At 51.7% G+C, this 21,614-nt stretch carries 18 protein-coding genes and 1 pseudogene; 2 read left to right on the top strand and 17 right to left on the bottom strand.

Going from position 1 to position 21,614, the window contains the following annotated elements:
• Nucleotides 1–8: 8 nt before the first annotated feature.
• From THEAE_RS23305 to THEAE_RS0116675, 15 genes and pseudogenes are all read right to left on the bottom strand, one after another.
• Complete coding sequence (locus THEAE_RS23305) at nucleotides 9–1,247, bottom strand: RNA-guided endonuclease InsQ/TnpB family protein (RefSeq protein WP_028988207.1); 1,239 nt, start codon at nucleotides 1,245–1,247, stop codon at nucleotides 9–11.
• A complete protein-coding gene (gene tnpA / locus THEAE_RS21490; protein WP_052330098.1) occupies nucleotides 1,183–1,650 on the bottom strand; it encodes an IS200/IS605 family transposase in 468 nt (155 codons plus the stop codon). Before tnpA ends, THEAE_RS23305 begins: the two co-directional genes overlap by 65 nt.
• 86 nt (nucleotides 1,651–1,736) lie before the next feature.
• Complete coding sequence (gene ppaX / locus THEAE_RS0116610; protein WP_005587068.1) at nucleotides 1,737–2,423, bottom strand: pyrophosphatase PpaX; 687 nt, start codon at nucleotides 2,421–2,423, stop codon at nucleotides 1,737–1,739.
• Nucleotides 2,413–3,369: a nucleoside recognition domain-containing protein gene (locus THEAE_RS0116615; RefSeq protein WP_245605581.1), complete on the bottom strand. Its 957-nt coding sequence runs from the start codon at nucleotides 3,367–3,369 to the stop codon at nucleotides 2,413–2,415. The genes ppaX and THEAE_RS0116615 overlap by 11 nt, the downstream gene beginning before the upstream one ends.
• A 181-nt stretch (nucleotides 3,370–3,550) precedes the next feature.
• Nucleotides 3,551–4,351: pseudogene (gene lgt, locus THEAE_RS21495) on the bottom strand (prolipoprotein diacylglyceryl transferase); the annotation flags it as partial.
• Nucleotides 4,352–4,471: 120 nt separating this feature from the next.
• Nucleotides 4,472–5,428 carry an HPr(Ser) kinase/phosphatase gene (gene hprK / locus THEAE_RS0116625; protein ID WP_028988209.1) on the bottom strand — a complete coding sequence of 319 codons (957 nt, stop codon included), beginning with the start codon at nucleotides 5,426–5,428 and terminating at the stop codon, nucleotides 4,472–4,474.
• Between the two features lie 45 nt (nucleotides 5,429–5,473).
• Nucleotides 5,474–5,659: a PspC domain-containing protein gene (locus tag THEAE_RS0116630; protein WP_005587072.1), complete on the bottom strand. Its 186-nt coding sequence runs from the start codon at nucleotides 5,657–5,659 to the stop codon at nucleotides 5,474–5,476.
• 199 nt (nucleotides 5,660–5,858) lie between these two features.
• On the bottom strand, nucleotides 5,859–8,741 hold the full coding sequence (uvrA, locus tag THEAE_RS21500) for an excinuclease ABC subunit UvrA (RefSeq protein WP_039944520.1): 2,883 nt from the start codon (nucleotides 8,739–8,741) through the stop codon (nucleotides 5,859–5,861).
• Nucleotides 8,741–10,723 (bottom strand): excinuclease ABC subunit UvrB, encoded by a 1,983-nt coding sequence (gene uvrB, locus THEAE_RS0116645; protein WP_028988210.1) that lies wholly within the window; start codon nucleotides 10,721–10,723, stop codon nucleotides 8,741–8,743. The genes uvrA and uvrB overlap by 1 nt, the downstream gene beginning before the upstream one ends.
• 194 nt (nucleotides 10,724–10,917) lie before the next feature.
• On the bottom strand, nucleotides 10,918–12,216 hold the full coding sequence (locus THEAE_RS0116650) for a PDZ domain-containing protein (RefSeq protein WP_028988211.1): 1,299 nt from the start codon (nucleotides 12,214–12,216) through the stop codon (nucleotides 10,918–10,920).
• A gap of 188 nt (nucleotides 12,217–12,404) precedes the next feature.
• Nucleotides 12,405–13,943 (bottom strand): S41 family peptidase, encoded by a 1,539-nt coding sequence (locus THEAE_RS0116655; RefSeq protein WP_169730003.1) that lies wholly within the window; start codon nucleotides 13,941–13,943, stop codon nucleotides 12,405–12,407.
• A gap of 60 nt (nucleotides 13,944–14,003) precedes the next feature.
• Nucleotides 14,004–15,179: a murein hydrolase activator EnvC family protein gene (locus THEAE_RS0116660; RefSeq protein ID WP_005587077.1), complete on the bottom strand. Its 1,176-nt coding sequence runs from the start codon at nucleotides 15,177–15,179 to the stop codon at nucleotides 14,004–14,006.
• A 56-nt stretch (nucleotides 15,180–15,235) separates the two neighbouring features.
• Complete coding sequence (gene ftsX, locus THEAE_RS0116665; RefSeq protein ID WP_005587078.1) at nucleotides 15,236–16,132, bottom strand: permease-like cell division protein FtsX; 897 nt, start codon at nucleotides 16,130–16,132, stop codon at nucleotides 15,236–15,238.
• Nucleotides 16,122–16,808 (bottom strand): cell division ATP-binding protein FtsE, encoded by a 687-nt coding sequence (ftsE, locus tag THEAE_RS0116670; RefSeq protein WP_028988212.1) that lies wholly within the window; start codon nucleotides 16,806–16,808, stop codon nucleotides 16,122–16,124. Before ftsE ends, ftsX begins: the two co-directional genes overlap by 11 nt.
• Nucleotides 16,809–17,082: 274 nt before the next feature.
• Nucleotides 17,083–17,538 carry a GNAT family N-acetyltransferase gene (locus THEAE_RS0116675; RefSeq protein ID WP_005587081.1) on the bottom strand — a complete coding sequence of 152 codons (456 nt, stop codon included), beginning with the start codon at nucleotides 17,536–17,538 and terminating at the stop codon, nucleotides 17,083–17,085.
• Nucleotides 17,539–17,791: 253 nt separating this feature from the next.
• On the opposite strand from THEAE_RS0116675, the gene THEAE_RS21505 reads away from it, so the two are divergent.
• Together THEAE_RS21505 and THEAE_RS0116685 are read left to right on the top strand one after the other, a co-directional pair.
• The gene (locus THEAE_RS21505; RefSeq protein WP_052330100.1) at nucleotides 17,792–18,316 is read left to right on the top strand and encodes a PH domain-containing protein; all 525 of its coding nucleotides are present in this window, start codon (nucleotides 17,792–17,794) and stop codon (nucleotides 18,314–18,316) included.
• Nucleotides 18,313–19,872 (top strand): PH domain-containing protein, encoded by a 1,560-nt coding sequence (locus THEAE_RS0116685; protein WP_028988213.1) that lies wholly within the window; start codon nucleotides 18,313–18,315, stop codon nucleotides 19,870–19,872. The genes THEAE_RS21505 and THEAE_RS0116685 overlap by 4 nt, the downstream gene beginning before the upstream one ends.
• Here the strand turns inward: THEAE_RS0116685 and THEAE_RS0116690 are convergent.
• Together THEAE_RS0116690 and THEAE_RS0116695 are read right to left on the bottom strand one after the other, a co-directional pair.
• Entirely contained in the window at nucleotides 19,832–21,322 is a 1,491-nt protein-coding gene (locus tag THEAE_RS0116690; protein ID WP_028988214.1) for an FMN-binding glutamate synthase family protein, read from the bottom strand. The two genes, THEAE_RS0116685 and THEAE_RS0116690, sit on opposite strands and share 41 nt — an antisense overlap.
• A complete protein-coding gene (locus tag THEAE_RS0116695; RefSeq protein WP_052330101.1) occupies nucleotides 21,306–21,605 on the bottom strand; it encodes a hypothetical protein in 300 nt (99 codons plus the stop codon). Before THEAE_RS0116695 ends, THEAE_RS0116690 begins: the two co-directional genes overlap by 17 nt.
• Nucleotides 21,606–21,614 lie beyond the last annotated feature (9 nt).

The following is a 21,614-nucleotide window of genomic DNA, read 5'->3' on the forward strand; positions in this document are numbered from 1 at the left end:
CAGGCGGCTCAAGCCGCCGGAGATGTCGGTTCGTGGACCGTGTGCCAACCCAGCCGGATCGGCACGACCACGGGGGTCGCCACATCCCCACTACTCCGTCGCTCTGCGACCGGAGATACCTTGTACGCCGCCAGGAACAGGTTCGCCGCCCCGTTCGCATCGGCATGGGTTCGCCATCCGCAGTCACACCGATACAAGCCCCGGAAGACCCGGTTGCTCTTCCGGATCTCGCCGCACCCGTGGCACCTCTGGGAAGAATACGTTTCGCTGACCTTGATCACTTCAATGCCGTACAACCCGGCTTTGTACTCGATCATCTTGATGATCTTCCCATACGGCCACGCATGAAGGCGTTGGTTCAAGACAGGACCGTAGTCGATCCGCTCCCGGATCGCCTTCAAATCGCCAATGGCAATGGTGTCCACGCCCGCTTCCCAGCACCGGCGCACAAAGTCGGCCGTCATGATGTGAAGCAGGTGGTTCACCTGCCGGGATTCTTTCCGTTCGATCCGGCGGTACCGCCGACTCTTGCGCGGGTTCTCCGCAGTTGGTGGCTTGACCTTGGCCCGGACCTTCTGCCAGTACCGTCGGATGGACTTGATCAGCCGGCCGTTGTACATGAGCGCCGTTCCGTCGTCAAATACTGCCGTGATCGCCTGGGTCTCGCCCAGATCCACGGCCACCTTGCGATGTCCCAACGGCTCCTTCGCTTTGACCTCCACCACCAGATGGGCTCTCAGCCCAGTTTTCGCATCGTAGGTGAGGAGGACATTGCGAACCCGAAGGATCGGCACATTGCGTCCCACCTGAAGGGTGACCGTCACTTGGCGAACGCCATCTGACCGTCCTGTCCCCAGACTCAGGGTGAGCCGATCCCCCTCCAGACTGAACCCGTACCCGTCAAAGTACCGGAGCGGAGAGTACATCCCTTTGCGCCGGAACCCCGGCATCTGGTGCCGGGTTCGCTCTGCCTTCCGCAACGCAAAGAAACTACGGTAGGCTTGGATCACCTCGTCGCGGGTCGCCTGAACCGACAAAGAGTAATATCCCTTCGCCCGCGGCAACGTCTTCAGGATCGCGTTCAAGCGTTGACGGGTGACCTTGGTTGTTCCGGTGTTTTTGAATTCTTCCCGCAGGTGCCACAGGAGGCCGTTGTACACCTTCGTGGCGCACAGCATCGCGTCAAGAAGGACCCGTTCGGTCTCCGGATCCGCGAGAACTTTTGCTTGGAGAGTCAGCATCGGCATGTGTTTTCTGCTCCTCGATGTACCGTTTGATCGTCTCTGCACTCACGTGTCCGGCGGTGCCGACGTAATACGAGGGATTCCACTGATGTCCACCCCATAGCTGGCGCTTGAGTTGTGGGTGTGTCATAAACAACCTGCGGGCGCTTGTTCCTTTCAAAATCTTGGCGATGACCGTAGGACTGACCGCAGGCGGCGCGGAAAGGAAGAGATGCACGTGATCAGGCATCACCTCCATCCCGAGCATTTCGTAGCCATGCTCATCGGCCGTCTGAGCGAGCACTTTCTTCAACGTCTCGTCGACCGGCGGGACAAGCACAGACTTTCGATACTTGGTGGACCATACAAAATGATAGTTGATCTCGTATACCGCATTCGGCGTGGATTTCCATGATCCTTTTCTCATACCATCATTATATCATAGCGAGGGGGGCCGTGTATCCCCTCAATGAATTGAGGGGGATTACGGCCCCCTCGCGCTCCCCCATTTCTCTAAACGCCTGCCGTTCCGGAATCACCCCAAGCCACACTTTGATTCATGAGCGGCGTGGCAAGATGGAGAAGCTCGCGAATATCGTGGAGAATATATTCAGGATTGCAGCTTCGCAGAAGCTCCAACGGTTTCAAACTCCAAGCGACGGCAGCCGCATCTACTCCGGCGGCATGGGCAGCATCCAGATCAAAGGTGCTGTCCCCGATCATTAAAGCCTCCTCCTTCTCGGCTTTTAGCCGTTCTAAGGCCGTAAGAACCGGTTCGGGATGCGGTTTATGCGCCTTAACATCCTCCATGGTGACGATGGCGGAGAAGTAATTTTCCAATCCAAAATAGCGAAGCCCCATCAGGGTGGTCAGGCGCTGTTTCGAAGTCACCACGCCAAGCTTAGCCCCCCTCAGAAAAAGTTCCTTCACCGTTTGGCTGACGTGGGGAAATTCCCGAATTAAGGCATCATGCATGGCGAGATTATATTCCCGATATACACGGACCAGTTCTTCAGCCCGATCCGGTCCAAAGAGGCGCATCTGGTCCAAGAGAGGCTTACCCATCACGGGGAGGATCTCTTCCCTGGTATACTTTCCCGGATAAAAACGGTTTAACGTGTAAAGAAAAGACTGGAGAATTAACTCATTGGTATCCAGAAGAGTTCCATCGAGATCAAAAAGAAAGGTGTTATACTTCATACGCTTCTCCTTTCCCGATTTTATTCCGCCAGAGCCGATCTACGATACGGGCGGCCAAGATGGTAACGATAAAGGCGACGATGACTCGAATGAGGAGAAGTCCCCATACGGGGATCCCTAAAGGGACAAAGATCAGCGTATCCTCTACCACAGAATGGCAGGCGACCAAAAAGAGGAGAAGGAGATGCAGATCCCGTTTGGAGAGAGGCTCTTCCTTAACCGCTTCAATCATCACTCCCGCCCCATAAGCGAGACCGAAAAGAAGCCCGGCGAGGAGCATCACCGCACTGTGGCGGGCAACTCCGAGGAGCCCGGTAACCGGCGCCATAAACCGGGTCAAACGCGGAAGAACCGACCAATCCTTTAAGGCTTGTATCCCCACCATCAGAGGGAAAACGATGAGCGCGATCTGAAACACTCCCAAGAATGCCTTCACCATCCCTAACCATAGAACAGGCAAAAAACCTGCAGCGGTCGTTTGGGTAGCTTCCACCAGTCCATAGCGAGCCATCTCATTTCCCCCATGCCAGAAAGAGGAAAGGAAAAGAGCGGAAGCGAAAGCGAGGGTGAGTCGAGTCCCCAACATGAGCCACGGATTTACCCCAACCTTTTTGGCCAAGGTGGTCTCTATGGGTAAGCTATGGGAAAAACTTAACATCATGGCTAAAATAAATACGCTTTTCACCGTTAAGGGGAGGGAGAGCATCGCCCCAATCCCCGCGTAAAGATTTAGCGCATTTCCTAAAACGAGGGGGATCGCCGCTTCGCCCGGTAGGCCGATCCATCCCATGATTGGTTTAAAAAAAGAGATGATCCACCCCAAAACCGGCGTGTGAGATAAGAGGGTCATGAGAAAGGTGATCGGGAAGACCACCTTCCCCAACACCCAGGTGGTCCGTAGGCCTGATTTCAGGCCATTTATGATGGTTTCCATTCCACGGGGCAATTTCTCTCTCTCCTCCGCTTTTTTATCTGTTTTTAACCGGAAAATCATGGTTTCTCAATGTTTATTTTCTCCCGAGCGCATCATCAATCCGATTCTCCGGGCCGCCAAGCGTCTCTCCGGACATCGGATCTTCCTCTCGCGGCGCTCTTCCCCTCTGCTTCTCTTCCCCCACGTATATCGGATCAAGATAATGCCGGTCGGCATATCCTTTCACCCGGCGATAAATGAGGAGGATGATCATACATGCAATGAGAAGCAGGCTTAAGAATTGGGCAATGCGAATCGTATCGGTCAGCATGAGGCTGTCCGTCCGCATCCCCTCGATATAGAAGCGTCCGATCGAGTACCATATCACGTACGTGAAGAATAGTTCTCCTCGTCTCGGGTTAAAGCGGCGCAGAATGATGAGGAGTATGAACCCGAGGAGATTCCAGGTTGATTCATAGAGAAAGGTCGGGTGATAATAGACGCCGTTGATATTCATTTGCTCGATGATCCAATCGGGCAAACGAAGGCTCTCCAGGAATTGCCGGGATACAGGTCCGCCATGCGCCTCTTGGTTGACAAAGTTCCCCCACCGTCCGATGGCCTGGCCTATGATGAGACTGGGGGCCGCAATATCGGCCAATGCCCAAAAGGAAATCCGCCGCATCCTCGCAAAGATGATTCCAACAAGAATAGCGCCGATGAGGGCTCCATGAATCGCCAGTCCCCCTTTCCAGACGGCAAATATATCTTCAGGATGGGCCGAATAGTACTCCCATTCGAAGGCCACATAATAGAGACGGGCAAAAAGGATGGAAACGGGGACACCATAAAGAATAAGGTCAAGAAAAAGATCTGGACTTAAATTCCATTTTCGCTTCCCCTCCCGGATGGCGAGAAGAAGCCCTACCAAAGCCCCGGTTCCCAGAATAATTCCATACCAATGAATGGAAATGGCTCCGATCTGAAGGGCAACTTTATCAATGACAGGACTCATTCTTTACTCCTTTCAGAGAACGATTCTCCATATTTTTTAGGTAAGTATACCTACAATTTCTGCAATTCTTCTCTTTCGGAATCCAGATCGCGATCTTCTCCCTCAAGGGGGTGGATATGGCTACATATCGTCGGTGTCCACTCCGAGGGTACCATCTAAACGCTTGGAGAACTGCTGGGCCGCATCGTACCCCATCTTCTTCAGGCGGTAATTCATGGCAGCCACTTCCACGATGACCGCCAAGTTCCTCCCGGGACGGACAGGGATGGTGACCATGGGAAGTTCCGTATCCAGAATCTTCATCTTTTCTTCATCCAAGCCAAGACGGTCATACCCTTTGCGGGAATCCCAATATTCCAGATGGATAACCAGGGTGATCTTCTTCCTGCTTCGGACAGATCCGGCGCCAAACAACGTCATAATATTTAAGATGCCCAGCCCGCGAATCTCCATCAGATTTTGAATCAGCTCCGGCGCTTCGCCGATCAGCTCATGTTCCGCCGTTTGCCTGATTTCCACCGCATCATCGGCGACGAGCCGGTGCCCCCGCTTTAACAGTTCCAGAGCGGTTTCACTTTTGCCGATACCGCTGGAGCCCGTCAGTAAAATACCCACCCCATAAACCTCGACGAGAACCCCGTGAAGCGTCGTCCGGGGAGCTAGCTCCGCTTCCAGATAGTTGGTCAGGTTGCTGATCAGCTTTGTGGTCGGGACATCCGACCTTAATAAGGGAACCTCATCTTTATCGGCTTCATAGATTAATTCGGCAGGCGCTTCTTCCCCATGGGCGACGACGATACACGGGGTCTCCGGATTACAGAGTTTATCAAAACGGAATTTGCGCACCTCCGGTGGGAGGTCGGCCGCGAAAGAGAGCTCCGTTTTCCCCAGGATCTGGACCCGTTCCGGAGGATGATAGGCAAAATAACCGGCGATTTCCAATCCCGGCCGATGAATATCGCTCACGGTAATCTCCCGATTTAACCCTTTTACCCCGGCCAAGACTTGAAATTGGAACCGTTCCACCAAATCCCGCGTCTGAATCTTGATGTCGCTCATCGCTTCTACCCTTTCCATGGCTTAACCTTTTCCGTTTTATTGTATCACAACTTCAATCTTTTCTCACTCTTTTGGTACGACAAGCAGGGCAATCACGTAAGCGATGATCCCCGGGAAAATTCCTGTGAAAATGGTCAAAAAGACGTAAAGGAGCCGTACGACGGTGGGATCCACGTTTAAATATTCCGCAATTCCGCCCAATAAACCGGACAACATGCGGTCGGTCTGCGAACGGACGAGTCGTTTCATGGTCTATCACCCCTTTTTATCACATCCTGCCCGATCTCCGGGATTTTGATCCGATGAACCCGGAAGGGCCCATGGATGGGCTGCAGAGCATATCCATAGCTCCCCTTCATTCTTTTTCTATTTTACCACTCTTTATCTCGGATTGTCGCTTCCAAGGCAAATCCCCATCTTGTTCACAAGATGGGGATGATTTTCCTGTTTACACCTCTGCCGTTTCATTCGCTGCCGAAAAAGCGGAAGACCGCCTCTCCATCCGCTTCCGGTCCCGTTCCAACACCGGTTTTAAATATCGCCCCGTATAGGAGAGGGGATGTTCCGCCACTTCTTCCGGGGTCCCGGTGGCAACCACCGAACCTCCCCGGGCTCCCCCCTCAGGGCCCAAATCGATCAGGTAGTCGGCCGTCTTGATCACATCCAGGTTATGCTCAATGATAAGAACCGTATCCCCTTGGTCCACCAGACGCTTAAGCACATTGAGAAGGCGGCCGATATCATCCACGTGAAGCCCTGTGGTGGGCTCATCCAAGATATAAAGGGTTTTCCCCCGGCTCTTCCGGTAAAGCTCCGATGCCAGCTTCACCCGTTGTGCTTCCCCTCCGGAAAGGGTGGTCGCAGGCTGGCCCAATTTCATATACCCTAAACCCACGTCGTTTAAAACCTCCAGTTTCCGCTGGATTCGGGGAATATTGTTGAAAAACTGCAAGCCTTCTTCTACCGTCATCTCCAGAACTTCGGAGATATTTTTCCCTTTATAGCGAACCTCCAAGGTTTCCCGGTTATATCGCTTCCCCTTGCATACATCGCAAGGGACATACACATCAGGCAGGAAGTGCATCTCAATCTTTATGATGCCGTCCCCCTTGCAGGCCTCACACCGGCCCCCTTTCACATTGAAACTGAAGCGTCCCTTCTTATATCCTCTCATCTTTGCCTCATGGGTTGACGAGAAAAGATCCCTGATGTCGTCAAAGACACCGGTATAGGTGGCAGGGTTGGACCGTGGCGTCCGGCCGATGGGAGACTGGTCGATGTCAATCACCTTTTCCAGATGCTCCAATCCCTCAATTCCATCATGCTCGCCCGGCTTATGGCGGACTCCCTGCAGCGCTTTGGCCACTCCTTTGTAAATAATTTCGTTGACGAGGGTACTCTTCCCGGAGCCGGAGACACCGGTAACACAGGTAAAGGTCCCTAAGGGGATGGAGACGGTGATGTTCTTCAGGTTATTTTCCCGGGCCCCCTTCACCGTCAGCCATTTCCCGTTCGGCTTTCGCCGCGAAGCCGGAAGGGGAATAAAACGCTTCCCCGAAAGATATTGCCCCGTCAAAGATTTCTCATTCTCCATGAGCTCGCGGGGAGTTCCCTGGGCCACCACCTCGCCCCCGTGCGCTCCTGCGCCGGGGCCAATATCGATGATGTAATCGGAGGCAAGCATCGTATCCTCGTCATGTTCCACCACAATGAGGGTGTTGCCCAAATCCCGCATCTTCTTAAGGGCGGCGATCAGCCGATCGTTATCCCGTTGGTGAAGGCCGATGCTCGGCTCGTCCAAAATGTAAAGGACACCCATAAGGCTTGACCCGATCTGCGTGGCCAGGCGGATCCGTTGGGCCTCCCCTCCCGAGAGGGTTCCGGCAGCCCGGCTTAAGGTGAGATAATCCAGCCCCACGTTGATCAAGAATCCCAGCCTTTCTTTGATCTCCTTTAAGATGAGGCGGGCAATTTTCTCCTCTTTCTCGGTTAATACCAATTGATCAAAATGGGCATAAGCCTCCCGGATGGAAAGGTCCGTCACATAGGCAATGTTCTTTCCCCCCACCTTTACGGCTAAACTCTCCGGCTTCAGCCTCTTCCCTTCACAGGCCGGACAAGGAGTTTGGCTCATGTAACCCCCCACCAGTTCCCGAACATATTCGGAAGTGGTCTCCCTATACCTCCGTGCCAGAGAGGGAATCACCCCTTCAAAGCGGATGGCCGTCTCCCTCGTATGCCCAAATTCGTTCGTATAACGGAAGGAAATCCGGTCCTCTCCCCCGTAGAGGAGAATCTTCTTCTCCTCTTCACTCAAATCCTGGAAGGGACGATCCCGATCGATGCCGTAATGATCGGTTACCGCAGCAAGAAGCTGCTCATAATACTCACTGGTGGAATTGGCCCAGGGATCAAATACCCCCTCACTTATGCTCTTCGAAGGATCGGGGATAACCAATTCAGGGTCTACCTCCATCTTGCTTCCCAGGCCGTCGCAGACCGGACAAGCCCCAAAAGGGCTGTTAAAGGAAAACATCCGGGGAGAAAGTTCAGGAATGCTGAACCCGCACTCGGGGCAGGCCAATTTCTCGCTAAAGAGGAGCTCTTCCACCCCGATCACTTCCACGATCACTTTCCCATCCCCCAGCTTAAGTCCCGTCTCTAAAGAATCTGCAAGGCGGGACTCGATCCCTTCCTTTATGATGATCCGGTCCACCACCACCTCAATCGTATGCTTCTTATTCTTCTCCAACTTAAACTCCTCGGAGAGATCCCGCACCTCTCCGTCTACCCGGACGCGGACAAATCCCTGTTTCCGAATTTCCTCAAAGAGTTTCGCATGTTCCCCTTTTTTCCCTTGTACCAGTGGCCCTAAAATCTGGAGCCGCGTCCTTTCCGGATATTCCATAATTCGGTCCACCATTTGCTCCACGGTCTGCGCGGCGATCTCGATGCCATGGATCGGACAGTAGGGTCTTCCGATACGGGCATAGAGAAGGCGGAGGTAATCATAAATTTCCGTGACGGTTCCCACCGTGGAGCGGGGATTGCGGCTCGTCGTCTTTTGATCGATGGAGATGGCCGGGGAGAGACCCTCGATGGAATCCACATCCGGTTTATCCATCTGCCCTAAGAATTGGCGGGCATAGGCGGAGAGAGATTCTACATAGCGCCTTTGCCCTTCGGCATAAATGGTTTCAAAGGCCAGGGAGGACTTCCCGGACCCGGATAATCCCGTAAGGACGACAAACTGATTGCGCGGGATTTCCACATCAATATTCTTCAAGTTATTGACTCGTGCGCCTTTTATTACAATTTTATCCTGCGCCATCATTTCGCCCCTTTCAGTTCAATAATGAGATCCCTCAGTTCTGCAGCCCGTTCAAAGAAGAGGTCCTTCGCCGCCTCTTTCATTTCCTTCTCTAAGCGCGCAATCAGTTTCCTCCTCTCTTCCCTGTCCATGGCCAGGTCGCGGATGGAGGTCACATAATCGGCCTTCTTTTCCGCAGCATGAGTTGCCTCAATCACTTCATAGACGCTCTTCTTAATCGTCTCCGGCGTAATGTGATGAATCCGGTTGTATTCCATCTGAATCGACCGCCTGCGGTTCGTTTCATCGATGGCCCGCCGCATCGATTCGGTTATGGTGTCGGCATACATAATCACCGTCCCATTCGCATTCCGGGCCGCTCGTCCGATCGTCTGAATGAGCGACGTTTCGCTGCGGAGAAATCCCTCTTTATCCGCATCGAGAATCGCCACGAGGGAGACTTCCGGAATATCCAGTCCTTCCCTCAGGAGATTAATTCCCACCAAGACATCAAACTCTCCAAGGCGAAGTTCCCGGATGATCTGCATCCGTTCAATGGTCTTGATGTCGGAGTGGAGATAACGTACTTTAATCCCCGTCTCCTTCAGGTAATCGGTTAAGTCCTCCGCCATTTTTTTCGTCAAGGTGGTGACGAGAACCCGTTCATTCTGTTTGACCCGTTCCCGCACCTCATGGATGAGATCGTCGATCTGTCCTTTAATCGGCCTGACGATCACCAGGGGATCCAGGAGACCGGTGGGTCGAATAATCTGTTCCACCACTTCCGGCGCTTTTTCCAATTCATAAGGCCCCGGCGTAGCCGAGACAAAGATGATCTGGTGGATGTGCTCTTCAAACTCTTCAAAGGTTAAGGGACGATTATCCGCCGCAGAGGGGAGGCGGAATCCGTGTTCAATCAAGGTCATTTTTCGGGAATGGTCTCCGTTATACATCCCCCTCAGCTGGGGAATGGTCACATGGGATTCGTCGATCACGATGAGAAAATCGTCGGGAAAATAATCCAAAAGCGTATAGGGAGGGGCACCGGGAGGCCTGCCCGTTAAATGCCGGGAATAGTTTTCGATGCCGGAACAAAAGCCCATCTCTGAAAGCATCTCGATGTCGTAGCGGGTTCTCTGCTCCAACCGTTGCGCTTCCAAGAGCTTCCCTTCCGACTTTAGCTCTTGCAAACGCCGGTTAAGTTCCGCTTCAATGCTTTGAATCGCCCGCCGCATCGTTTCTTCCCGGGTCACATAGTGGGAGGCGGGGAAGATGGCGATATGGTCCCTTCGTCCCAGGACTTCACCGGTCAGGACATCAATCTCGGTAATTCGTTCAATCTCATCGCCGAAAAACTCGATGCGTACCGCCTGTTCCCCCAAGGAAACAGGAAAAACCTCCAGCACATCCCCCCGAACCCGAAAGGTGCCCCGGGTGAAATGGAGATCGTTCCGGGTGTATTGAATATCCACCAATTTTCGCAGAATCTCCTGCCGGCTTCGTTCCATGCCGACCCGGAGGGATAAGACCAGGTCCCGGTACTCATTCGGATCCCCTAATCCATAAATGGCAGAGACGGAGGCCACAATAATCACATCGGACCGTTCAAAGAGGGCGGACGTGGCCGAATGGCGCAATTTATCAATCTCATCATTTATGCTGGAATCCTTCTCGATATAGGTATCGGTCGAAGGAATATAAGCTTCCGGCTGATAATAATCGTAATAGCTGACGAAATACTCTACCGCATTGTTTGGGAAAAACTCCCGAAATTCGCTGGCGAGCTGGGCGGCTAACGTTTTGTTATGGGCAATCACCAATGTGGGCCGATTGACCCGGGCGATCACTTGGGCGATGGTATAGGTTTTCCCCGTCCCCGTCGCTCCCAACAAGGTCTGAAACTTCTTTCCGGACCGTATGCCCTCAACCAGCTTTTCAATCGCTTGCGGCTGGTCTCCGCTCGGTTGATACGGGGAGATCAATTCAAAAGGCCGGTTTTCCACCACAATTCTTCCTTTCTCTTCATCATGTTAACATTATAACATAATCTTTCCCTTTGAAAACAAAAAAACGGAACATGAGTTCCGAAATCATTCATTGGATAGATCCGTTTCAGCTGGCCAGCGTTTCGTCTTTCAACGGCGGTTCGCTACGATCCTGAGCCTTTCATACGAATCCTTCACGAATCTTTTTCTGCTCAACCTTGGAGCACCTCATTCCCTTTACTGTCCTCTTCTGCGGTCCCAGGTTTTTGCTTGGAAGAGAATCGACCACCCAAGAGTAAACCGAAAAGGCTCCTCGGCGGGGATGGGATCTTCTCATGCCACTTCTCTCCAGGAGCAAAGATTAATCCTAAAAGATAATGCTCTCCCAAATAAAGAGACCGCTGGGGAAATGTAATGTTCCCCTCCCGATTCAACACTTCCAGCTTGCAAAAAGCGGAATTTCTCTGCAAAGCCTTGTAAAAAGAAGATTCATCCCTCACCGGAATGCCGTTTGCCTTTGTCACCCGATCGCCCACCTCGATTCCCATCTCTTGGGCCGGGCTTTTCGGGAGCACGGCCAATACGGACAGACCTTCGTAGGAATTTGAAAAATATGGAGGGCTTTGCCGCTCCCTCTTCTCTCTGAACCGTTGAAAGAGAAACAGTAATACGTAGAAGAGGAGCAAAAGAGGAAGGGCCCAAAGGGGACGGTAGAGGGAAACGACGGCAAAGATCGACTCACAAATCCCCCTTCCCATCCGCACGAGGGAGATTCTCCTTAACCCCGTAAGGGGATGGGTTTTAATAAAAAAATGTCTTGCCCCGATAAGGACCGGCACGAAAAGTGGAACTGCCCCGCCATGGCTCCAGGAAACGGGAAGGATGGGCCACCAGGAAAGAAATGAAGGCAGCATTCCTCCACCGCCGGGAAAAGGGACAAAGAAGAACAGGGGGATGGGCCAAATTCTTTGCAATAAATATCCGCCAATGGCCTTTCCCCTCGAACCGAGAATGTGAATGGGTTGAATCGTGGAAAAACGCTCCGTAAGGAGCAAGAAGCCTTCCAATAAGGTTAATCCGCCGATAAAGAAGAGATAAGAGGGAATATGAGCATGGTTCAACAGGTTCGACAGCCATGGGCTTGATCCCTTTTCCACTCGCAAAAATCCGTTTTGTTCTAAGTAGGCGAAAAGGGTAAAAAGGAACATTCCGACCCTCAGATCCAAGAAAGAAAGGCGAACCAATCCGGATAAGAGGGCGAGGAGATAGATGATCCACATCTCTTCCATTCGTACTTGAAGGCCCAAAAGGCTTACGAAAAGAGAGAAGAAAAAACCCCCTGCGAGACTACGCCATAAAACGCTTCCCATTCGATGCGTATGCGGAGAGATCCGCACCTTAAACCATTTTCGTTCCAATCTTTCCTGGGTGAGGTGCAGCAGCCAAAAGAAAAAAAGCGAAAGAAGAAGAAAGGCGATGGGTACAAGATATGGGATGACGACGTAGGGCATAAAAATCCTCTCCACTTCTGTCTATAGTCCGTACAGTATCACAGAATCCCCGGCCGCGGGATGGCGCAAAGATGAACCGATCGATTGGGAAGGAAGGTAAGAGAAAAACCACGGAAAGCCCGTGGTTATATTTTCGACAACGGAAACTCTTATTCCTTCTTTATCCTTGCGGATGGGTGATTTGCCGTCTACTTTACCATACCCGCGAGCAGGGTATAAGCAGCTTGCAACTGGGCGTCATTCGCGGGATTTTTTATTTTCGCGATGAGCTGTTCCTGCAATTTTTCCGCCGTAATCTTATCAACGACCCCGGTTACGGGGAGCTTATTTTTCTGTTGGAAGAGACGGACGCCCGCTTCCGTCGAAGCATCGAAATAGCCATCGTTTCGTGAAAGAGAGTATCCCAACCCCGCCAAAACTTTCTGCAGGTTTTGAACTTCGGATCCGTTCATTTCCCGTTTTAGGGGAGTCTCCGCGTGTATGGGGGCGGCCTGAAAATATTCGGGTTGATCGACCGTAAGGGTAGGTTGAATCCCTTTCTTGTGAATCCAGGTTCCGTCCGGCGTTAACCATTTGGCGACGGTAATCTTTATGGTACTTCCATCTTTCAAATCTTTGGTTACCTGGACAGTTCCTTTACCAAACGAGTTCTTCCCTACAATCGGATAACCTGCCGCCTTCAGGGCCCCCGCCAATATCTCGGAAGCGCTGGCGCTCCCTTCATCGATGAGGGCAACGATGGGGAAGCCTTCTCCCTTCAACTTCGAAGTGTACTTTACTCTTTTTCCGTCCCTGTCCTCTATCTGAAGAATAACCCCTTGTTTGGGGATGATTCTTTCACCGATCGATAATACCGCATCGAGATAACCTCCCGGATTGCCGCGGAGATCAATGACCACCCCTTTGACCCCCTCTTGCTTTAAGCGGTCGAATTCCTCAAAAAAACGATCCGCCGTATTTTCCGAGAAGGAGGTGATTTCCAATCTCCCCAGCTTCTTTCCATCCACCACCTCGACACTGCGGTAAACCGATTCCAAAGGAATGGTATCCCGGGTTACAATCACCGTGAGGGGATCCGTTAACCCTTCACGAAGAATCCCTAATTTCACCTTGGTTCCCTTGGGCCCCCGAATCTTTTTAACCGCTTCTTGCAAGTCAAGCCCTTCAATATTCACCCCATCGACGGAGATGATCTGGTCATTCGGCTTAAGTCCCGCCTTCTCCGCCGGGGAATCCTTAAAGGGTGAAACGATGGTAACTCTGTTATTAAGCATCATCACCTCAGTTCCTATGCCTTCAAAGGATGAGCTCAGGGAATCCTGAAATTGAGCGTTCTCCTCCTTATCCATGTAGGTGGTATAGGGATCGTCCAAAGCCTCGATCATCCCTTTAATCGCCCCATCGAGAAGCCGGTTTTTGTCGAGGGCCTTTTGGTCATAATAGGAACTTAAGATCATTTGATACGCCTCGGCCAATTTGGAAAACTCGGAAGGAAGTCCTTGCGAATTTTCATTTCCGGCGGCCTGTACCTGACCCTTAACAGGAGAGGAAGCGGGTTGGTCTCCATTCAATGCGAGGCTGTGGTTGGTATCCCCCACCAAAAGGGAGGAAAGAACCTTCCCCATCGCCTCCTGCGTAGGAGGAGAGAAGAGGAGCAAAGCCGTCAGCCCGATGGCTAATACCGCCGACACGAGGAGAGTCATTTTTTTTCGGTCCAATTTCCTCACAGGGTCCACCGCCTTTATCATCATCGTTCAGTGTAGTAAAACCTTAGTCCCTATTATATCTTATTTCCCTAGAAATTTCATCGGATCGGTGTACTCGCCGCCTTTAATCACGCCAAAATGGAGATGGGGCCCGGTGGAAAGCCCGGTTGATCCCACTTCGGCAATTTTTTCTCCCCGCTCTACGATATCGTTTACCTTCACCATGATTCCACCGTTTCGAATATGGGAATATTGGGTCACCAGACCGCTGCCATGGTCAATCATTATGGTATTCCCGTACGCCCCATAATATTCGGCCATAATCACCCGCCCCTTATCTGCTGCCAAGATATCTGAACCTTGTGGAGCTCCGATATCGATCCCCGCATGGAGGCTCCTCACCTTTTTGATGGGATGGTACCGATAGCCGAACGGAGAGGTAATCCGATGGGAATCCGGGACGGGCCACACCAGTTTTCCGCCGCTCCATTTTAACTTGGTAAGCTCATTATTCACCTGGGTGATTTGTTTGGCGATCTCCAGGAGCTGATTGTTTAATTTTTCCTGTTCCAATTCAAACTCTTCTGCCTGTTGTTCAAGAGAAGCAATCTGTACGCTTCGCTGTTTGCTTAGGGAAGCAAGCTGTTCCTTTTGCTTGCGCTGCTCTGCATATTTTTTTTCCAAATCGGCCAGATACGCATCGATCTCTTTCTTCCGCTCCGCGATGAGAGCCTGGTCCTTTTTATTTTTTTCCAGGATGGCCTTGTCCGATGCAACCACTTTCTCCACCATATCCAGCCTGGAGAGAAAATCTCCTAAAGAAGAGGAGTCAAGGAGAACTTCCAAATAAGAAACATTTCCTGTTTCATAGATCGCCTTTACCCTTGTCTTTAGGAGCTTGTCCCGCTCGGCCACACGCTCAACCGCTTGATCCAGCTCTTTGGCTGCCTGATTCGCTTTAACCTCCGTGGCGTCGATCTCTTGTTGGAGTTGATCAATCTTTCCTTGCAATTCATTCATTTTTAAATCAAGGTAGTAGATTTCATCCTTCAGCTTCTTCTGGGTCGACTGATTCTGCTTCAGTTTCCCTACGATTTCATTGCTCTTCGATTGAACGCTCCCCTGCTGTTTCTTCAACTGAGACAACTTCTCCTTCAATTGCTGTTCTGTATTGCCCGCCCCCAAACCCGTCTGCATGAAGAGCCCGAGCAAGATGAGAACGACCAATGCGAGAAGTAAACCCTTCCTTTCTCTCACTACATTCTCCTCCTCCTCTAATAGAATGAGAGTCTTGATGATGGATTACATCGGCATCAGACGCGGAGAAAACGGCGGATGGAGGTAATGGTCCCCCATATGCCGATTAAGATTCCTAGACCGATGAGCAGCAAGGTGAGATCCTGCCACACTTCTTGAATGGGAAGCAGGGGGACAAAGAGGGTGATGGCAATCTGCTCATTGGCCGACCGGTAGAGATATTGATAGCCTCCCAGGAGAATGGCTAAGGGAAGAAGAGCGCCAACCATCCCCAGCAGAGATCCTTCAATAAAGAATGGCCAGCGGATAAATCCATTGGTGGCACCGACCAACTTCATGATCTCGATCTCCCGACTGCGGGAAAGAATGGTTAACTTAATCGTATTGGCGATGAGGAACATGGCCGTAAATGCAAGGCCGATAATGAGAACAATGCCCACATTGCGTATGGTATCGGTGATTTTAAACAGTCTTTCCACCACATCTCTGGCGTAACGAACCTTTTCTACCTGTGGAATCTTGGCGATCAGCTCCGCCACTTTCCCCGTCTCTTGTGGGATACGGGTTTTAACGACGAAGGCGTCCGGCAGGGGATTTTCTTTCTCCAATCCGGCGAAAAGATCCGCTTCTTCACCGAACCCTTTCTTCAATTCTTCTAATCCCTGTTCCCGGGGAACAAATACCACTTCCGACACTTCGGGCATTCCTCTGATCTCATTTTCAATCGCTTTAATCTGATCATCGGTGGTATCCATCTTGAGGAATAGTCGGATTTCAACGGTTTTCTCTACGCTTCCCGTAATATGGTCAAGGTTTAAGGCTAAGAGAACGAAAGCTCCCAAGATTAAGAGCGTGACGGAAACGGTACTAATCGACGCGAAGGTCATCCACCCATTTCGCCAGATGTTCCTAAAGGCTTCCCGGATATGTCTGACCAGCGTTCTAAATTTCATAGTCGTATCCCCCTCTCGCGTCATCCCGGACGATACGGCCATGGTCGATGGCAATCACTCTTTTTTTGATGCGATTCACGATCTCTTTATCGTGGGTAGCCATAATCACCGTTGTTCCTTGAAGGTTAATCTGATCCAGGAGTTTCATGATTCCGAGGGAGGTCTCGGGGTCCAGATTGCCGGTGGGTTCATCAGCGATGATCATGGAAGGGTTATTCACGATGGCCCAGGCGATGGCCACGCGCTGCTGTTCGCCTCCGGAGAGCTCATCGGGATAATGATGGGCGTGATCCTGCAATCCCACCATGTAGAGGATTTCCTTCACCCGCCGACGTATTTCTCTGGGCGGCTTCTCAATCACTTCCATGGCAAAGGCGACGTTTTCATAAACCGTCATGGTGGGAAGGAGGCGATAATCCTGGAAGACGATCCCTATATCCCTTCGCAAAAACGGGATTTGTCGTCGCTTGATCTTATTCAGATGAATTCCATTGACGAAAATTTCCCCTTTTGTCGCCTTCTCTTCTCTATATAAAAGCTTTATAAAAGTCGATTTTCCTGCACCGCTCGGTCCTATGAGATAGACAAACTCCCCTTTTTTTAAGGATAGATTGATCCCTTGAAGGGCGGTCGTGCCGTTGTTGTACTTCTTCCACACATCACGCATCTCGATCACGAATAACACCCTTTCAATTTCGACATACACAACTTGCCGGCTTTTATTACTTCGACACGAGTAAGCGATAATCCTCTTTTTCCTTCAAAAAAACAACTCATTTCCCGGGAAATGCTTTTTGTCGTGTATTATTATAACATGTTGCTTGTTAAAAAGCGTTACCCTGCACGATTTGCCGCACAACAACTTCTGGGGAAAAATTGTCATAATAAGGAAGGCTCCACCCGATGACCGGGAGAGCCCTCTCGCCATTTTATTCAGTTTCCTCTCGCCGTCACAACATTCTTCTTTTGAACAGATAACTTGACCGCATGTAACCCATTTTATCCTCATAAAAGCGATGGGCATCGACACGCTGCAATCCGGAGGTTAAGACGACCCATTCACATCCTTGTTCCTTTGCCCAATTCTCCACATAACGCAGGAGACTTTCCCCGATTCCCTGAGATCGGTATTCACCCGCCGTAACAAGATCATACAAATAGAAATGGCGTCCATTATACAAATTGGTAAGAATCGTCCCGCCGGCCAGGGCGAGGATCTCTTCCCCTTTCCGGTAGGCGAAGAGGCGATACCCTTCCCTCCACATGGCGCGCATTCCCTGCAAGTAATCCTCCATCGTGAGGTGGGTGCGGAGCTGGCTCATCACCGGATAAGCTTCCTTCCATTCCTCTTCAGATCCCAATGGGACGATCCGTTCATCTCTCTCTTTTTCATCCTGTTGCGTCATTCCAGGCCCCCCTTAAATTCTTCTTTTTCGTCTCTTATTCTATGTTTCTTGCTCTCTATCCTCATGATGTTCTTAAGTATATCACATCTTCCTTTTATTCGTCACAGAAGGAAAAGGGGGGTCTTCGAAGTTCGCAAGTTTTGATCGTTTCTTTCTTATTTGTTAAAATAAGGTCGTTTCCATGTTTATGAATCCAAGGGCCGAAAGATTTCGAACGATCAAACGGATCCAATGATGTGTAAGGGGTGTTTTCATGCGCAGCGAACCACAGGAGCGGTTGGAAGAAGAGGCCGTCGAAGTTTGGCGAATCCGCGGCCTCCTCTCCTCCATGATCATTCTGGCGATCGCCCTTCTTCTCGCCTATTTCGCAGGAAGGTCTGTCCATTTTTCCCTCGCTATCCTTCTTGTTGCAGCGGCCTTGCTATGCTCTTTTTTTCTGATCTTCCTTGCTCCTCCCCTCCGCTATCGCCGTTTTCGCTACCAGGTTTATGCGGAGGAGATCGACATCCTCCGTGGGGTCTGGTTCATCAAGCGGACATTAATCCCCATGGCAAAGGTACAGCATGTGGACACGAAGCAAGGCCCCATCCTGCGTCGCTTCGGTCTTGCCAATGTTACCATCCATACCGCCGCTTCCCAACATGAGATACCGGCCCTTTCCGTGGAAAAGGCCGGCGCTTTGCGCGATCAAATCGCTCTCCTGGCAAGAATTCCTGATGAAGAGGAAGAACTCAGCAGTTCCGAAGAAATCAGCAGTTCCATGGGGGACCAAAAATGAAGAATCTTGATTTTACCAAACCTAGACATCTTCATCCGATGGCAGCCCTCTATCTAACGGGAACGGCCTTAAAAGAAAGCCTATGGGGCATCCTCCCCGTCCTCCTCGTGATCTTCAATAAAATGGGGTTCTTCCCCGTCCTCCTCGTGATCTTGGGTCTTATCTTCCTGTTCGGTTTCTTGGGCGTGGTCTCTTGGTCCCGATATCGTTTTTGGGTGGAAGAGGGGGAATTGCGGGTGGAACATGGGATCATCTTCCACAAAAAACGCTACATTCCCCTATCCAAGATCCAAGGCGTCGAGCTGGAAAGGGACTTGATCCATCGCCTCATCGGGCTCGTGAAGGTTCGCGTGGAGACAGGGGGAGGGAAAGCAGGAGCCGGGTCGGAAGCCTCTTTCTCCGCCCTCACCCGGAGCGAAGGCGAAGCGTTAAAAACGATCTTGCTCAAGGAAAAAGGGGCTCCTTTTACGGAACGCGAAATGGAAGGAAGTGGAGAAAGTCCTCAGGATTGGATCTGGAGGCTCAGCCTCGCCCGTCTCCTCATCACCGGAGCGACCTCCGGCAACATCGGGGTTTTCCTCGGCTTTCTCTTCGTCATTTATAACGCCTTTGACCAAATGATTCCTTGGGATCTCATTACGAGGGAACTGATGGGATTCCTCTCCCAGGAATTTCACTCGGTTACTTCGTATGTCATCGCCGCAGTTCTCCTCCTTCTCCTTTCTTGGCTCTTTTCCATCGGCGGAGCAATCCTCCGCTATGCGGGATTCAGAATCCGAAAGGAAGGGGAGCGGATCATCATCGAACGGGGACTCTTCCATAAGCTGACCACCACCCTCTCCGCCCATCGCATCCAAGCCATCCATTTCGTCGAGGGGCCCCTTCGCCGGCCCTTTGCCTACGGAGCCCTTTATGTGGATGTCTCAGGCTATAACATGGAGGGGATGAGCCACACCGTTCTATCCCCTCTGCTTCGGCGGGAAGAGGTTGATACTTTTTTACAGACCATACTCCCGCAGTACGCAGGGAAGCTCCATCAAAGGCTTCATCCCCTCCCGAAGAGCGGGTGGATGGAGGCGGCACTTCAGCGATGGGTTCCCACCTCTTTGGCCGCCCTGTTGCTCTCCTTTTATCTCTCCCTTTACTGGCCTCCCTATGTTTCCCTCCTCCCCTTGGTGGTGATCCCGTGGCTTATTCTGTCCACCTTCCTTTATCTCCGGGATGGGGGATGGGCGATATCGGGAAGCGCATATCTCGTCATTCGGTTTCGCAAAATTTTTAGCCGCTATACGTACATCCTTCCCCGCGGTCGACTTCAATCCGTTTCCATGGAGAGCTCTCTTCTAGGGCGCCTTCTCCATCTGGCCACGGTAAAAGCGGAGGTTCTTTCCGGGAATACCGGCGCTACGGTCACCTTAAAATATGCAAAAGAAGAGGAGGCAACCACCCTCTTCTTCTGGGGAGGAAGGAAAGGAGGAAGGAAAGATGGAACGGATCATGGGGGGAATCAGTCCGTCAGCTTCCTCTTTCTTGAGGAGCAGAGAACCGATCCATGAATGGAGTGAATCTCTCTTCTTCTTCGACGTCATGGATCTCTGGAATTCCCGGCATGGGCTTGGGCATGGGCTTAAAAGGATACTCCATGACCCATCCGGGGAACTCCTTTTGACGCGCAGAAGAAAGCCAACCCCACTCCACGCCTGTGGCCAGGGATAAAAACGGATCGAGGGAGACGAGATCGGTCTTGTCGATATGGGAAAGAGAGGTCCTTCCGAGGGATGCGGCGACCAGCTCCATCTCCCGCACCGCTGAGTTGAGGAAACGGATCAAATTCCCTGCTCCTTTTTCAATATCTAATTGATCCGTCAACTTCCCGTTATAAACCAACAGACTGGTGGGCGGCTCCAAGGGGAGGCTCTCCACCGCCAAATCGCTTACCAAAGCCATGAGAGCCACCGTGCCGATGTAGACCGCGTCGGCGCCTAACGCCATCGCTTTCAGCATCTGCCCGGGGGTAATCAGTCCTCCGGCCGCTATGAGTGAGATTTCCCGAAAGAGTCCTTTCCTTTTCAGAAAATCGGCCGCTCTGCTTACGGCGAACAAGGTGGGCAGCCCCACGTCATCCTGAAGGGTGGGAGCTCCTCCGTGGGTTCCCCCTTCCGCGCCGTCCAATGTGATAAAATCAACCCCTGCTTCGACGGCAATGGCCAGTTCCCGTTCCAGGTAATGAGTGGCGGCCAGCTTCAACCCAACAGGCACCCCGGTTTCTTCTCTCAATCGGCGTACCAAGGCGATAAACTCCTCTTTCCGGTTTACTTCCGGAAGTCGGGAATGAATCAAGGCGTCCTCCCCCTCATCCAAGTGGAAAACTTGGCGAAAATCCTCCCGGATCTTGCTTGCCGGGGTACGCTGAGGAGCAGAGCCCTGCGCCCCTTGCCCCAGTTGAATTTCGACGGCATCCAGACGGCGGTATAAGTCCCTGTGGTTCAACCATCCTCCCCGATTATATTGGCCGATGAGAAAACGGGCCGCCTCCCTCTCTTCCTCCATCAAACCCGCTTCTCCGGTATTGGTCGCCGTCCCTACGGCGGATGCCCCTTTGGCCAGGGCGATCTTTGCCGATTTACTTAAAGCCCCGCCAAAAGACATAGCGGCGATGAGGAGGGGGATGGCTACCGTCAGGGGTTTCTTCGACCTTCTACCCAGGGTCACCGCCGTATCAATGGGGAGATTCTCGGGCGTAGGGAAGCGGTCTAGATGGACCGGGTTGAAGAGAAGCTTCTCCCATGGAGAGAAATGAATCGGGCTTCCCAAAGGTCGGGACAAAGGGAGTCCGGAATGAGCCCGCATGGCCGTCTCCATTAAATGGATGCCTCCCACCTTTTGCATCGTCGGGAACATCTCCGCCAAGTTCTCCGTATAGGCATCTCGCACAATGCGGGTAACCGTTTTATCCACCATCTCATTCACGAAGGAGCGCATCCAATTTTCAATGAATCGGAACATCCCTTGCTCCCCTTCCCTCTTCCTCCAACACCTTTACCCCATCCTTTCCATTCATGAATTCGGCTACCCTCTCCCCTAATGCGAGACACATTTGTTTGATCATCCCCAATTGCCGGGAAGCGCTCTCTTCCTCCACCGCAAGATCCAGCAACGTGTTATCCTCATAATTGGTCAATTTCCGGTGATGTTCCCGTTCCACGAGGGCGAGCGTTCCTGCAATGGTCTCCATTCGACTTAATTCAGACTGCAAATAGGCGAGGAAATCCCGGGGGATATTCGTCATGTTACGTTC

This window comes from Thermicanus aegyptius DSM 12793, from assembly GCF_000510645.1.
In the GTDB taxonomy this organism is placed as follows: domain Bacteria; phylum Bacillota; class Bacilli; order Thermicanales; family Thermicanaceae; genus Thermicanus; species Thermicanus aegyptius.